The organism is Caulobacter sp. BP25 (assembly GCF_002737755.1).
GTDB lineage: Bacteria > Pseudomonadota > Alphaproteobacteria > Caulobacterales > Caulobacteraceae > Caulobacter.
This window is the reverse complement of the sequence record NZ_PEGH01000001.1, coordinates 57,097-70,762: the sequence shown is the minus strand read 5'-3', so window position 1 is coordinate 70,762 and position 13,666 is coordinate 57,097. Positions and strand designations below refer to the sequence as shown.

Genomic DNA, 13,666 nt, shown 5'->3' with positions numbered 1-13,666 from the left:
ACTTGGAGCCGCAGGATGACCAACCGCTTCATCTATCTGTTCGATCCGCTCTGCGGCTGGTGCTACGGCGCCTCGGCGGGGATCAATGTTCTCGCCTGCCGGCCTGATGTTACGGTGGATCTGCTGCCGACTGGCCTGTTCGCCGGCGGCGGCGCTCGCGGGCTCGATGCAGGCATGACCAGCCACATCTGGGCCGCCGATCAGCGCATCGCCCAGATGACGGGGCTACCTTTACCGAGCGCTATCGCGATCAGGTGGTCGCCGCCGGCGGCCGGCTCGACAGCGGGCCTGCGACCCTGGCCCTGACGGCGGTGTCCCTCTCGGCGCCGGCGCGCGAGCGCGAAGCGCTGAGCGCCATCCAGACCGCGCGCTACGTCGACGGGGCGGATATCACCGATGCCGCCATTTTGATCGAGATACTCGCCAGCCTGTCTCTGGCCGATGCTGCAGCGATGATGGCCGAGCCTCAGGCCGCGCTGGTCGCCGCCGATCAGAGCCGCATGGCCTACGCACAGACCTTGATGCGGCGCTTTGGTCTCAGCGGCGTTCCTAGCCTCATCCGCGACGATGGCCAGGGCCTGGCCCTGGCCGACGCCAGCGCCCTTTACCGCAATCCGCTTTCCCTTCTTTTGACGGCTAGCGTCGCTTGATGCCCCGCACCGCCGTTTCACCCTCAACAGAGCGACCGTTTCCCATGCCCACCCGGAGAATGATGATGACGATGATCGCAGGCGGCGCAGCCGCAATCCTGGCTGGCCAGAGTGACGCCCTGGCTGCGGGCGGCAAGCTGGAATGGAAGGCTTTCCCGGCCGGTGAAAACGGCTTCTTCCGCGCGCCGGTGCTGGTCTGGGGCTCTACCGAGGCCGTGCTGATCGACGGTGGCTTCACGCTTCCCGATGGCCGGGCGCTGGTCGAGGCGATCAAGGCCACGGGCCGCAAACTGACCACGATCTATGTCAGCCAGAGCGACCCGGACTATTACTTCAGCCTGGGACCGATCAAGGCGGCCTTCCCGGACGCCAAGGTGCTGGCGGCCTCGGACACGATCGCGGCCATCCAGGGCAATGTAGAAAAGAAGCTGGCGACCTGGGGACCGCAATTGGGAGACAACGGTCCCAAGACCCTGTCCGACATCGTCATGCCCACCGCCTTTGATGGCGAGCATCTGACCGTCGACGGCCAGGCGATCCAGATCGTCGCGGCCGAGGGGCTGGCCAATCGTCGCTACCTTTGGGTGCCGTCGTTGTCGGCCATCTTCGGCGGCGTGCTGGTGTTCTCGGGCGTCCACGTCTGGACCGCCGACACCGTGGGCGCGGAAGGCCGTGCGGCCTGGGTCAAGCAACTCGACGCCATGCTGGCCCGCAAGCCGGCCGTGGTCGTGCCCGGTCACATGACGCCTGCGGCGCCGACCGGCGCGGCGGCCTTGACCTATACGCGCGACTATCTGCTGGCCTTCGAGCAGGAACTGGCCAAGGCCAAGGACAGCGCCGCCCTGATCGCCGCGATGACCGCCCGCTATCCCGACGCGGGCATGGGCGTGGCGCTGCAGATCGGCGCCAAGGTGGCGACCGGCGAAATGAAGTGGGGCTGAGCGATGGTTTCCAACAAGGACATCATCCGGGCCACCTATGAGGCCTCGCCCGAGCAGAAGGGCCAGCGCCTGCAAGCCGCGCTTGCGCCCGATGCGTCTTGGACCGAGGCGGCTGGCTTTCCTTATGCCGGAACCTATGTCGGCTTTGACGCCATTGCGGCCGGCGTCTTCCGGCGCCTTGCCACCGAATGGGAGGGCTATGATGCGAAGGTCCACACCTATCTCGAGGACGGCGACACGGTCGCCGCCTTCGGGGTCTATTCGGGAACCTACCGCGCCACCGGCAAGGCGATGACCGCCACCTTCGCCCACCTCTACAGGTTCAAGGACGGCAAGATCGCCACGATGGAGCAGATCGTGGACAGCGGCATGGTGCTGCGAGCCCTGACCTAGCCCGCCGCCTGAAGCCGCCATCCGCCTGGAAGACACTCAGAATGATCAAGACCCTCACGCCCGTCGCCCTGGCCCTGTCGCTTCTGGCCGCCGGGCTGTCGGCTCCGGCCTTCGCCCAAACCCCGCCCTCCGCGCCGACCGCCTATGAGGTGGTCAAATCCCAATACGCCGCCAATGCGCGGGGCGACCTAGACGGGATGCTGAGCACCCTGGCGCCCGATGTTCGCTGGACGGAAATGGAAGGCTTTCCTTACCACGGCACCTACATTGGCAAGCAGGCCATCGTCGACAATGTCGTCAAGCGCGTCGGCAGTGAGTGGGACAACTACACCTTCACCCTGGAACGGCTGATCGACGCGGGCGACGTGGTCGTCGGTATCGGTCGCTATTCGGGGACCTACCGCAAGACCGGCAAGTTCATGACCGCGCGTGTCGCCCATGTCTGGGAGGTCAAGGACGGCAAGATCAGCCGCTTCGAGCAGTTCGCCGACACCTTGCTGATCGACCGGGCGGTCAGCGGCGGGCGATAAGGCCAGTCCTTGCGCGCGCCCGTCGAGGCTCTGGGCCAATGGGCCTTTGCGCATCTGACGGTGGTCAACCGGGCGCGCGCCGACTTCGATTAGCGACGCGCCGCAGACGACGGCTCCTAGGAGGAGGGGGCGGTTGACAGGCCGATCCTGCGGAGTCTGTATACGAGCGTATACATCGCCTGGTGAACGGGCGTGTCTGGGAGGACGCCATGCGGACCACGGGATCGCCTTATCGCAAGGGACGCGCCGTCGAAGGACGCTTTGACGCGATCGTTGTCGGATCGGGTATGGGCGGCCTTAGCGTCGCCGCCATCCTGGCGCGTGAAGGCCAGGCGGTGCTGCTGCTGGAGCAAAGCAGCGTCGTGGGCGGGATGACCCAGTCCTACCAGCGCGACGGCTATCGCTGGACGGTGGGCCTGCACTATATCGGCGACGTCGCCTCGCCACGCACCATGACCTATAAGCTGTTCGATTACGTGACCGGCGGCGGCGTGCGCTGGGCGCAGATGCCCGAACTCTTCAACCGCATGGTCATCGACGGCCGCGAGTACCAGATACCGGCCGGCGAGGCGCGCTACGCTGAGGCCCTGAAGGGCTACTTCCCGGCCCAGACCCAGGCGATCGACGACTATCTGGCGCTGGTGCGGCAGGTGTCCAAGGCATCCGCGCCCTTCTTCGCCCAGAAGGCCCTGCCCGAGACCATGGCGCGGGCCGTGCTGGAGCAGGGCTGCGGTCCGTTTCTGGCCCAGGCCGATCGCCTGACGATTGATGTCCTACGTGATCTGACCGACGATCCCGAACTGATCGCGGTCCTGTGCGCCAACTGGGGCGACTACAGCCTGGAGCCCTCCAAGAGCTCGTTCGCCATGCACTGCATGCTGGCCAAGCACTATATGAACGGCGGCAGCTATCCGGTCGGCGGTGGAGCCGCCTTCGCCGAGGCCATGACGCCGCTGATCGAAGGCGCCGGAGGGCGGGTGCTGCACGGCGCGGAGGTCGCCGAAATCCTCGTCGACAGCCGGCGCGCGCGCGGGGTGCGCATGGCCGATGGCGCCGAAATCCTCTGTGATACGGTCATCAGCAACGCCGGGGTCCAGAACACCTTCGGCCGGCTTCTGGACGTTGAGACCGCGCGAGCCGCAGGTCTCGACGCCAAACTGACCCAGGTTGTCGACACCTACGCCGTCGTCGGTCTCAATATCGGCTTCAATCGGTCGGCGGCCGAACTGGGCTTCAGGCCTGCCAATATCTGGGACCACCCCACCGCCGACCTGCAGGCCAATCTGGAAGCCCATCGCGCCGACTTCGACGCGCCCTTTCCCTGGAGCTTCATCACCTTCCCGTCGACCAAGGACCCCAGTTGGGACGAGGCCTATCCGGGCAAGGCTACGGTCGAGATGTACGCCTATACCGACTATCGGCATTTCGAGCGCTGGGCAGACACCCGCTGGATGAAGCGTGGCGACGACTATCTGGCGCGCAAGGCCGATATCCAGGCGCGCCTGCTGGAGCGCCTATTTCACTTTGCGCCGGCGGCGCGCGATGCGGTCGAGTGCGTGGAGGTCTCCACGCCGCTCACCTATGAGACCTTCGCCAAGCGCCAGCGCGGCGGGTTCATGGGGATCGAAAGCTCGCCCCAGCGCTTTCGGCAGGACTGGCTGCGCGCCCGAACGCCGATCGAAGGACTCTGGTTGACCGGACAGGACGTCTCGACCGACGGCGTGATCGGCGCCCTGGCCGGCGGCGTGATCTGCGCCTCGGCGATGCTGGGCAGGGACATGATGAGCCAGATCCGCCAAGCGTCGGGGGCCCCGGCGTGACGGTCGCCGCCGACATCCCTCTGCGGGAACGGATCTTGACCCTGGCCCTCGACCGCTTCCTGCTGCCTGGGCACGAGCAGTTGTCGATGCGCCAATTGGCTGGCGAACTGGGCGTCACGCCGATGGCGCTCTATCGCCACTTCCAGAACAAGGAAGACCTGCAGCTTCATCTGCTACAGGCTGGATTTACGCGTTTTGGCGGTTACCTCGCGCGGAGTGAAGCCGGGGTCACGCCGATCGAGCGCCTGGAGCGGATGGCGGAGGGCTTCACCGCATTCGCGATCGAGAACCCCGGCTATTTCGAGCTTCTCTTCCTATCCAGCCGCACTCTTCCAGGGTTGCGCGATCGTGAAGCCGTCAAGGCCGTGGCGCTGCCCACCTACCGCGTCCTCTTGGAAGCGACGCGAGCCTGTATCCGTGCGGGGGACCTGCCGCCGAGCGAAGCCCATGAAACCGCGCGCGATGTCCTCGCCTTCTGTGTCGGACAGGCAGCCCTGTATGTTTCCGGGATCATGAACTGGTCGCCCGAGGCGGCTCGGTCGGCGGCTAACAACGCGTTCGCACGCTATATTATGCGCCTCCGGAGCAGGCGCTAAAGCGGCGCTCGTCAGGCCAAGCGCGTCGGCAAGGTCTAACCAAGCGCGGCCTTGACGGCCGGCGCGACCTCAGCGCCAAGCAGTTCGATCGAGCGCTGCATGGCGCGCGTTTCCAGCATCGCCGAACTCATCTGAAAGGTCAGGCGGGAGATGCCGCCAAGCGCCTTGTCGGCGGCCAGCACCTTGTCGCGCACCGTCTGAGGACTCCCGATCAGGAACGCCCCGTCTGGACCGCGCATCGCATCGAATTGCGCGCGGGTCGCCGTTGACCAGCCGCGTTCGCGGCCAATCTCGGTGAACATGTGCGCCCACCCTGGGAAAAAGGCGTCGGCGGCCTCTTGGTCGGTCTCGCCGACGAAACCCATCGCATGGACGCCGACCTTGAGGGTGTCTGGCCCATGGCCCGCACGTCGGCCGGCTTCACGATAGAGATCCACCAAGGGCCGGAAGCGATCAAAGCTTCCACCGATGATCGCCACCATCAAAGGCAGGCCCAGGGTTCCCGCGCGAACGAACGACTGCGGTGTGCCGCCAACCCCTAACCAGATCGGCAGTTTGGCTTGATGCGGTCTTGGAAAGACGCCCTGGCCGGTCAGCGGCGGTCGGAAACGTCCGCGCCAGGTGACGCCGACCTCGTCGCGCAGCTTCAGAAGGAGATCGAGCTTTTCGGCGAACAGGGCGTCGTAGTCCTGCATGGCAAAGCCAAACAGCGGGTAGGCTTCGCCAAACGAGCCGCGCCCAACAACGATTTCGGCTCGCCCTTTTGCGATCAGGTCGATGGTCGCGAAGTCCTGGAAGACGCGCACGGGATCGGCCGCGCTAAGCACCGTCACCGCGCTGGTGAGGCGGATGCGCTTGGTGCGGGCCGCCGCCGCCGCCAGGATCACGGCCGGCGCGGAATCAAGAAATTCCTTGCGATGATGCTCGCCGATACCGAACACATCCAGCCCGACGCGATCAGCGGTCTCCACCTCAGCCAGCAGGGCTTCCATTCGGTCGGCAGCCGAAACGGTATGGCCGGTCTGCGGGTCTGGGATCGTGGCCGCGAAGCTGTCGATACCGATTTCCGAGGTCGCTCCTTAGAAAGATTGTGGCCGGCGTCTTGGTCAGACCGGCGCGGAGGGATGGTGTCAGAGCATGGGAGCGACCGCGAGCATGAGGTCAAGCAACCCGATGCTCGCGGTCTTGGTCTGCGCGGGACCGCGGCAGATCCAATGGCTTGGCGATCAGGCCGCCAGCGCTTGAATTTGCGCTTTCGCCCCGGCGATCGACGCGGCCTTGGCCTCCTCGCCGAGCGCCAGACCTTCGGCGCGGACGACCGTGACATTGGTCAGGCCGATAAAGGCCAGGACGCTGAGCAGGTAGGTTTCCTGATGGTCCATGGCCGCGCCCGGCGCGTCGCCCGAGTAGACGCCGCCGCGCGCCGAGGCCACGAAGACCGTTTTGCCGGTCACCAAGCCTTCGGGGCCATTGGGGCCGTAGCGGAAGGTGCGGCCCGCGACGCTGACGCGGTCGACCCAACCCTTCAGCTGGGTGGGGATGCTGAAATTGTACATCGGCGCACCGATCACGATGATGTCGGCGGCGAAGAGTTCGTCGATATAGGCCGCGCCGGTGGCCAGGTCCTGACCCAAGGCGGCATTGCCAACTTCCCCGCCTTGGAAGACGGCCATGTGAGCGTCCGACAGGTGCAGAGCGGCGTCGACGACGAGGTCGCGTCGCACCACCCGAGATCCGGGATGAAGCGCCTCTTGACGCGCGACGATGTCGGCGGTCAGCGCACGGCTTACCGAATAGCCGCCGAGAATGCTGGAATCGATATGCAGGATCGTCTTCACGGAATGGTCCTCCGGCCGCCGTCGCGGGCGGGTCTGATGCGAGACAGAAAAGTCTTGATCGCGTTGAACATGGCGGAGGATTCCCACGGCGGATGGGGGCGCGAAAGCCGGTATGTTGTGATGTTATCTATCGGGAAAGCCGATGGATTAGCGCCAGCGTGCGCTTTTGAAGCTGGCTCGGCTTACGCTGAACGCGCGCGCAGTGCGGTGACGTAAGTCGCCTTGCTGGAGGCGCGCCGATGTCAGCTTCTCTAATCGGGCATCGGGGTCAAGCTCGTTGATCTAGCGGCCGGGGTCGTTCACGCGGGTCACGCTTCTCTTCGCAGTCTGGTGGCTCCTTGCGAGCGGAGCCGCTGCACGCATGCATGGGAACAGGGTCTGGAGAGCCTTGCTAATGGACGCACTTTTCAGGTGCAGCAGACATTTTCGGCTTCATCCATCCCGTCGTCCGCATGGGACGATCCGGCCAGGATCTTGAGGGTGGGCTATGAGGGTCAGGTCATGCCGCAGCCTCCGATCCGGGGCGGAAGTCTGAGCCATCGACCCACATGCGGTGCAGGACGACAGCGATCTTGCGGGCCAGGGCGACGATGGCGCGCCGACGGCCCTTGGTCTTCATCAGCTTCACGCCCCAGGCTTTCAGGCTCGTCCATTTGATCGAGCGCATCAGCATGGCGTTGGCCGCCGCGTAGAGCGTGGCGCGCACGTCGGCGTCGCCGGCGTGGGAGATGCGGCCGGGGTTGTCCTTCTCGCCTGACTGGAAGCGTCTGGGCGTCAGGCCAAAGTGGGCGCCGACGGTGCGCGAGCTCTTGAAGCGGGCAGGGTCATCGACGGCGGCCTTGAAGCTGAGCGCGGTGATCTCACCCACGCCCGGCACGCCCATGAAGCGCTGGCAGACCGGATCGGCATGGGCGGCCTTGCGCACGCGGCGATCGAGCTCGGTGAAGGTGTCGAAGAGGACGCGCCTGGCCTGCAGCATCGGGAGCATCGCGTGACTCAGCGCTGGATCGCTCTCGATGGTGTCGCGCATGGCGATGTCGAAACCGCCGCGCGACAGACGCAGTGGCAACTTCACGCCGAAGATCTTCAGCAGGCCGCGGATCTCGTTCTCCAGGTCGATGCACTTGCGCTGCATGACCTTCCGGCACGAGATCAGGGCACGCAGGTGATGGCTCTCGACGCTCTTCACATGGACCCGGCTGTACCAGCCTGAACGCAGGATTTGGGCGATGCCGCGGGCGTCGTGCTTGTCGGTCTTGTTGCGCATCGCCGACAGCGCCGCGTTCACCTGGCGCGCCTCCATGCACACCACGTCGAAGCCGGCTTCGGTCAGCCCGTAGGTCAGGTGCTGGGTCAGCGTGCCGGCCTCCAGTCCAACTTGGTGGATCGGTTCGCCGAACTCGCGCAAACAGCGGACCAGGCCTGGAACCTCGGAGGGCACGGACCGCTCGAGGCGCACCTTGCCGTCCTGATCGATGATGCAGATCGCCACCGACCGCAGCGACACATCCAACGCAGCGTAGAACATCGTCGTCTCCCTTCGTCTCGGCTGAAAACAGAGACCTTACTGGGGAGCTTGATCCTTCACAGGTCCGCCCGATTACGCATGCTCATGGCGCTGCCAAGACCAAGAGCCTCCGGATTGGCGCAACTGGGCTTCTGATGAGCGCGAATTAATTTGCTGCCGGCCCAGGTTAGTCGATGCTCGCGCCAAAATATCGCCGTGGGGGACAACTGGTGGGAAAATTTGGAGCGATCGGCGCGATCGTGCTGACGGTGTTGGCTGTCAGCGCGCCGGCCGGGGCCGAGGAGGCTGCTGGCAACTGGACCGGTCGCCTGCCGTCGGGCTTCAAGGTCAGGTTGCGCATCGACAAGGCGGCGACCGGCTATAATGGCGTTCTGATCAATCCGAGCAACATGGAGACGACCCTTGAGTCTGTGGCTTCTGACGGCACACAGCTGAGCTTCGCCGTCGAGAAACTGGGCCTACGCTATGACGGCGCCTGGGACGAGACCGGCAAGGGATGGCGAGGCGATCTCGTCTTCCAGGGCAGCCACCCCTTGCTGCTGCAGCGCGCCGTACCCGAAAGCACACCCCCCAGGGTTCGCAAGCGTCCCCAAGAGGACGCCATCGCGTCCGGTCCGCGGCCCTATGTCGAGCGGGAGGTCGTGTTCAGGAACGGGGCGACGGGGATCGACCTGGCAGGCGCGCTTAGCCTACCCGAGAGCCCGGGACCGTTTCCGGCCGTAGTCCTGGTCTCGGGGACGGGCCCTAACACGCGCGACGAGGAGGTCGACGGACACAAGGTCTTCACCGTGCTGGCCGATGCGCTTGCACGACGGGGCTTGGCCGTGCTGCGTTACGACAAGCGGGGCGTTGGTGGTTCCGGCGGCGTCTATCGGGACGCCACCACAGCCGACTTCGCGACTGACGCCGCCGCCGCAGTTCGGTTTCTGAAGGCGCGCCCTGACATCGACCCGCTCCGCGTAGGCGTCTTAGGTCATTCCGAAGGCGGCGTGATCGCGCCTCTCGTGGCGGCGGCAGATCCCGAGGTCGCCTTCATCGTCATGATGGCCGCGCCGGCCATTCGCGGCGACAGGCTGTTCGTGGCCCAGTCGGCCAAGGTGGCCAGGCTCTACGGAGCGCCGGAAGCCTATGTCGCCGGGCGACAGGCTCTTGATCGAGACCTTTATGCAGCAGTCCTCGCCGCCCCAACCGCCGAGGCTGCGCGTGCTGGGGCCAAGGCGATTATCGTGCGAGGTGTCGAGAGCAAGCTCGTGGACCCCGGCGAGGCCGAAGGTTTGGCCAAGAGCATAACCTCGCCATGGCAACGCCACTTCCTGGGTCACGATCCCGCGCCCGTCCTGCGCGGGCTCAAGACCCCGGTGCTAGCGGTATATGGTGGGCTCGACGCCCAAGTCCCGGCCGCCGACAATGTGTCTGTCGCGCGGGAGGTCTTGAAGGGCGGACGGGACGCCTCGGTCGTCGAACTGCCTGGCCTCAACCATCTGCTCCAGCGGGCGGAGACCGGCAGTCCGCAAGAGTACGCCGAAATCGATGAAACCATATCTCCCCAGGCGCTAGACCTCATGGCCAGTTGGATCGTCGATCGCATCCGAAAAGGAGATGCGCCAGCGGCGCGATAGCAAAGCCGACGCTCTCCGCAGGGCTGGCGTGCGTGTAGTTGAAGGTGGCGCTGAGCGCGGTGAAAACAGCGGCCGGAACGTCAGGTTTCTGGAGACAGTCCGGGGACCGCTTATGTTGAGGGTTTCGGATGCCGGCCCGTGCACGAGGTGGGCCGCCGGCTTTGAGGGCCGGCTTCCGAAAGCCTTCAGGGGAGGAAGCCGCGCTCAGCGGCCCGGGCGTGTCAGGCTATGGCGATAGCGCTTGTCGCTGCGGTGCTGACGATGGCCCAAGAGGTCTGGACGGTGGCCACTAGGAGCCCAAAACGTCCAACATGTTGGGCCCCTAGCGGTGCAAGGCGCCGACATTGGGGGTGGCAGGACGGCGCTTGAGGCGGGGCTGGACGCGAGGCGCAGCGGGTCTTGCGCCAAGGCCGGGGGCAATGGCGGGAATAGGCGCGGACGATCGTCGCAGCCGGGCTCATGAGCTGTCGCACCACAGCGGCGCGAGTGGGCGGGCGCACCAGGCGCCGCCGCGGCCGATGACCTCGATGATCCGCACGACGCCGCCGCATGGGCAGACCAGGGCCGAGGGGGCCTTGGGCTCGGAGGGCTCGGGAGTGGCCTCGTGGACGGCGGCCGGATGCGGTGTTCGCTCCAGGATCAAGGCGCGCAGGGTCTCCAGGGGCACGGTGTTGGGGCCCTTGGCCAGCAGGCCATAGTGGCGGATGCGGTGGAAGCCGGACGGCAGCACGTGGATCAGGAACCGCCGGATGAACTCGGCCGGCGCCAGGGTCATGGTCGCCATCTTCACCGCGCCGGTGGCGGGGTTGGCGCGGCGATAGTCCTTCCAGCGGAAACGGACGACGCGGTCGTCCAAGCTGACCAGACGGTTGCTGGAGATGGCGACGCGGTGGGTGTAGCGGGCGAGGTAGGCCAGCACGGCGGCCGGCCCACCGAACGGCGGCTTGGCGTAGACCACCCATTCGGCGCGACGCAGCGGCGCCATGTATGCGGCGAGGGCCTGGGCCTTGGTCAGGGCGGCGAGGTCGCCGAAGAAGCGCAGCCGCCCTTGCGCGTGGAGGGCCGTGAGCTTCTCCAGGAACAGCCGCCGGAAGAACCGCGACAACACCCTCACGGGCAGGAAGAAGCCCTTGCGACAGGCGATCCAGCGCCGGCCGTCGGGGGAGAGCCCGCCGCCAGGGACGATGCAGTGGACATGGGGGTGATGGGTCAGGGCCGAGCCCCAGGTGTGGAGCACGGCGATCAGACCCAGCCGCGCGCCCAAGCGCTTGGGATCGGCGGCGATGGTCCGCAGGGTCTCGGCGGCGGCCTTGAACAGCAGATCATAGACCACGGCCTTGTTGTGGAAGGCGATGGCGGCGATCTCTCCTGGCAGGGTGAAGACGACATGGAAATAGGGCGCGGGCAGCAGATCGGCCTGACGTTCGGCCAGCCAAACCTTGGCCGCCGAACCCTGACACTTGGGGCAATGGCGGTTGCGGCAGGAGTTGTAGCTCACCGCCAGGCGCTGGCAGTCGTCGCAGCGCGCGACATGACCGCCCAACTCGGCGGTGCGACAGGCCTCAATGGCCGACATGGCCTTGAGCTGACCAAGGCTCAGGTGTCCGGCATGGTCACGGCGATAGGCCGGCCCATGGGCGCGGAAGATGTCGGCCACCTCCAGGGATGGCCGGGACATGGCGACTGGCTCAGGCGGGCGGCGGCCGCAGCAGCGACAGCGGACTCTTCACCGCGCCCAGGGTCTTGATCGCCACGCGGGTGTAGCGGGCGGTCGTATCCAGCTTCTTGTGACCCAGCAGCGCCTGGATCACCCGCACGTCGGTCTTGCGCTCCAAGAGGTGGGTGGCGAACGAATGGCGCAGGGTGTGCATCGACACCCGCTTGCCCAGGGCCGCCGTCGCCGCGGCGGCCTTACAGGCCCGGTCGAGCTGGCGGGCGGTGACGGGCTGTCCGGGGTCACGCCCTGGGAACAGCCACCCCTTGGGCCTGGCTGACAGCCACCAATCGCGCAGCAGGGCCAGGAGGTCTGGCGATAGCATCACATAGCGGTCCTTGCGGCCTTTGCCCTGCTCGACGCGGATCAGCATGCGGGCGCTGTCTATATCGCTGACCTTCAGGTGGGTGATCTCCGAGACCCGCAGGCCACAGCCATAGGCGATGCTGAGGGCGGCCTTGTGCTTGAGGCTGGGCGCGCAGTGCAGGAGCAGCGCCACTTCCTCGGGGCTGAGCACTTCGGGCAGACGGTCTTCCTTGCGGACCGTGGCCAGCCGTTCGCCATAGCCCTGGCGACCCAGTGTGATCTTGAAGAAGAACCGCAGGGCCGAGACGCTGGCGTTCATCTTGGCCGGCGAGGCGCCGGCGGAGGCCAGGTGCAGCTGGTATCGTCGCAAGTCCTCGGGCTCGGCCTGATCGGGCGAGCGACCGAGGAACCGGGCGAAGTCGGCGACGACGCGCACGTAGTCGCTCTGGGTCTTCTCGCCGAACTGGCGGATCGACATGTCTTCGATCATCCGCTGACGCAGCGGGGTCGTGGGTGCAGAGCTCATCAGGGGTCTCCTGTCTGCAGGGTTGACCCCTGATCTTCAGACAGGACGGGCAAGGCGCCGCCACTTCAGGCTCAACTACGGCGCCAGCGCCGGTCACCCATGCCGCGCGAGCGGCTTAGTCCGATGGCGCTCAACCGAAAACGTGTCGGACATTCGAGGCGCAATCCGCGATGGCCCGTCAGGTTGGGCCAGGGCGCCCATCACTCCTTAAGGTAAAGCCATTGAAGGCCCTGCATCAGGCCGATCGGGAAGGTGGTCTCGTGGAAGCCGTCGTCCACGACGTTCGTCTTGATCTCTAGTCCCGGATAGGCGCGGCTTTTCAGGAGCGTCGTGAGCTGAGCCTGGTCGGCGACCATGTTAATGTCGCAATCAGCGCATCCGCCGGGACCGGGATGTTCGCGCGAACCCGTCGCCAGATAGATCCTTGCCGGCAGATCCTTGTGGCTGGCCGCGTAGGCCGCCTCGCTTTGCAGGATCGCCCGGTCGGCGAACCAGATCGAAGGGCTGGTGAGGATGTAGCTGCGAAAGAGCTCCGGCTTATGGAACGCCACCCACAGTCCAAAGAGACCGCCATAGGACTGCCCCGCCAAGGTACGGTCGGCGCGGTCGACGCGATAGCGCGTTTCCACCAGCGGCAACACCGCCTGTCTCAGGAAGGTCAAATAAGCTTCGGCGCCGCCGGTAACGCCGTTGATCTCATGATCGCGCCAGGGGGTCAGGTCGCGCCGGCGGCTGTCTGCGGGAACCTCGCCGCGCGCGTATGAAAGGCCCACGATGATGAACTCACGGAACCGCCCGTGATTGAATGGGACCCGCGTCAGGCCTGAAGCGACCTGGAAGGTGTAGGGGCCGTCGGTGAGATAGAGCACGGGATACCGACGGCCAGCGTTCTCCGGTTTGTCGTACCCAGGCGGCGTCTTGACGTAGATTTCGTAGTCCCGACCCGACGCCGTCGCGCGCAGTGGGATCACCGTGCTGTTCTCGATGACGAAGCCGCCGGCCGCGCTCGGAGCCTTGGCCTCCACCGCGCCGGCGGCTCCCTCGGCGACGGCCCCCTTGATGGTGGTGGGGCGTCTTACGTCACCGCACGCGCTCAACACCATGGCCGCGAAGACGATCGCCGATCGTAGGGAGAATCGCATGAACGCCACCTGACGCTATTTTGAGGAGACCAGATCGATAGAGTTTAGGCGCTCCAGGGCGAG

14 protein-coding genes are annotated in these 13,666 nt (G+C 66.0%); 8 read left to right on the top strand and 6 right to left on the bottom strand.

Annotated features, from left to right (window positions below; genetic code table 11):
- Positions 1–15 precede the first annotated feature (15 nt).
- From CSW59_RS20850 to CSW59_RS00310, 7 genes are all read left to right on the top strand, one after another.
- On the top strand, positions 16–306 hold the full coding sequence (locus CSW59_RS20850; protein ID WP_201722682.1) for a hypothetical protein: 291 nt from the start codon (positions 16–18) through the stop codon (positions 304–306).
- Positions 255–650 (top strand): hypothetical protein, encoded by a 396-nt coding sequence (locus tag CSW59_RS20845; RefSeq protein ID WP_201722681.1) that lies wholly within the window; start codon positions 255–257, stop codon positions 648–650. The genes CSW59_RS20850 and CSW59_RS20845 overlap by 52 nt, the downstream gene beginning before the upstream one ends.
- A 65-nt stretch (positions 651–715) precedes the next feature.
- The gene (locus tag CSW59_RS00330) at positions 716–1,591 is read left to right on the top strand and encodes an MBL fold metallo-hydrolase (protein ID WP_236632124.1); all 876 of its coding nucleotides are present in this window, start codon (positions 716–718) and stop codon (positions 1,589–1,591) included.
- A 3-nt stretch (positions 1,592–1,594) separates the two neighbouring features.
- Positions 1,595–1,984: a nuclear transport factor 2 family protein gene (locus CSW59_RS00325; protein ID WP_099442167.1), complete on the top strand. Its 390-nt coding sequence runs from the start codon at positions 1,595–1,597 to the stop codon at positions 1,982–1,984.
- A 41-nt stretch (positions 1,985–2,025) separates the two neighbouring features.
- Positions 2,026–2,514, top strand: coding sequence for a nuclear transport factor 2 family protein (locus CSW59_RS00320; protein ID WP_099442166.1), 489 nt, complete (start codon positions 2,026–2,028; stop codon positions 2,512–2,514).
- A gap of 209 nt (positions 2,515–2,723) precedes the next feature.
- The gene (locus CSW59_RS00315; protein ID WP_099442165.1) at positions 2,724–4,334 is read left to right on the top strand and encodes an NAD(P)/FAD-dependent oxidoreductase; all 1,611 of its coding nucleotides are present in this window, start codon (positions 2,724–2,726) and stop codon (positions 4,332–4,334) included.
- Positions 4,331–4,930: a TetR/AcrR family transcriptional regulator gene (locus CSW59_RS00310; protein ID WP_099442164.1), complete on the top strand. Its 600-nt coding sequence runs from the start codon at positions 4,331–4,333 to the stop codon at positions 4,928–4,930. Before CSW59_RS00315 ends, CSW59_RS00310 begins: the two co-directional genes overlap by 4 nt.
- Positions 4,931–4,965: 35 nt before the next feature.
- Here CSW59_RS00310 and CSW59_RS00305 read toward each other — a convergent pair whose 3' ends face one another.
- From CSW59_RS00305 to CSW59_RS00295, 3 genes are all read right to left on the bottom strand, one after another.
- A complete protein-coding gene (locus CSW59_RS00305; RefSeq protein WP_255408955.1) occupies positions 4,966–5,988 on the bottom strand; it encodes an Atu2307/SP_0267 family LLM class monooxygenase in 1,023 nt (340 codons plus the stop codon).
- A gap of 168 nt (positions 5,989–6,156) precedes the next feature.
- A complete protein-coding gene (locus CSW59_RS00300) occupies positions 6,157–6,768 on the bottom strand; it encodes an FMN-dependent NADH-azoreductase (protein ID WP_236632123.1) in 612 nt (203 codons plus the stop codon).
- Between the two features lie 499 nt (positions 6,769–7,267).
- Positions 7,268–8,296, bottom strand: a complete 1,029-nt coding sequence (locus CSW59_RS00295) for an IS110 family transposase (RefSeq protein ID WP_099442162.1) — start codon at positions 8,294–8,296, stop codon at positions 7,268–7,270.
- A gap of 209 nt (positions 8,297–8,505) precedes the next feature.
- Here CSW59_RS00295 and CSW59_RS00290 point away from each other — a divergent pair, with 209 nt between their 5' ends.
- Entirely contained in the window at positions 8,506–9,915 is a 1,410-nt protein-coding gene (locus CSW59_RS00290; protein ID WP_161494997.1) for a S9 family peptidase, read from the top strand.
- A 457-nt stretch (positions 9,916–10,372) separates the two neighbouring features.
- Here the strand turns inward: CSW59_RS00290 and CSW59_RS00285 are convergent, their stop codons facing one another.
- From CSW59_RS00285 to CSW59_RS00275, 3 genes are all read right to left on the bottom strand, one after another.
- Positions 10,373–11,593 carry an IS91 family transposase gene (locus CSW59_RS00285; RefSeq protein WP_099442160.1) on the bottom strand — a complete coding sequence of 407 codons (1,221 nt, stop codon included), beginning with the start codon at positions 11,591–11,593 and terminating at the stop codon, positions 10,373–10,375.
- A 10-nt stretch (positions 11,594–11,603) separates the two neighbouring features.
- Entirely contained in the window at positions 11,604–12,461 is an 858-nt protein-coding gene (locus CSW59_RS00280) for a site-specific integrase (protein ID WP_099442159.1), read from the bottom strand.
- Positions 12,462–12,661: 200 nt separating this feature from the next.
- Positions 12,662–13,603 (bottom strand): alpha/beta hydrolase, encoded by a 942-nt coding sequence (locus CSW59_RS00275; RefSeq protein ID WP_143754925.1) that lies wholly within the window; start codon positions 13,601–13,603, stop codon positions 12,662–12,664.
- Between the last annotated feature and the right edge of the window lie 63 nt (positions 13,604–13,666).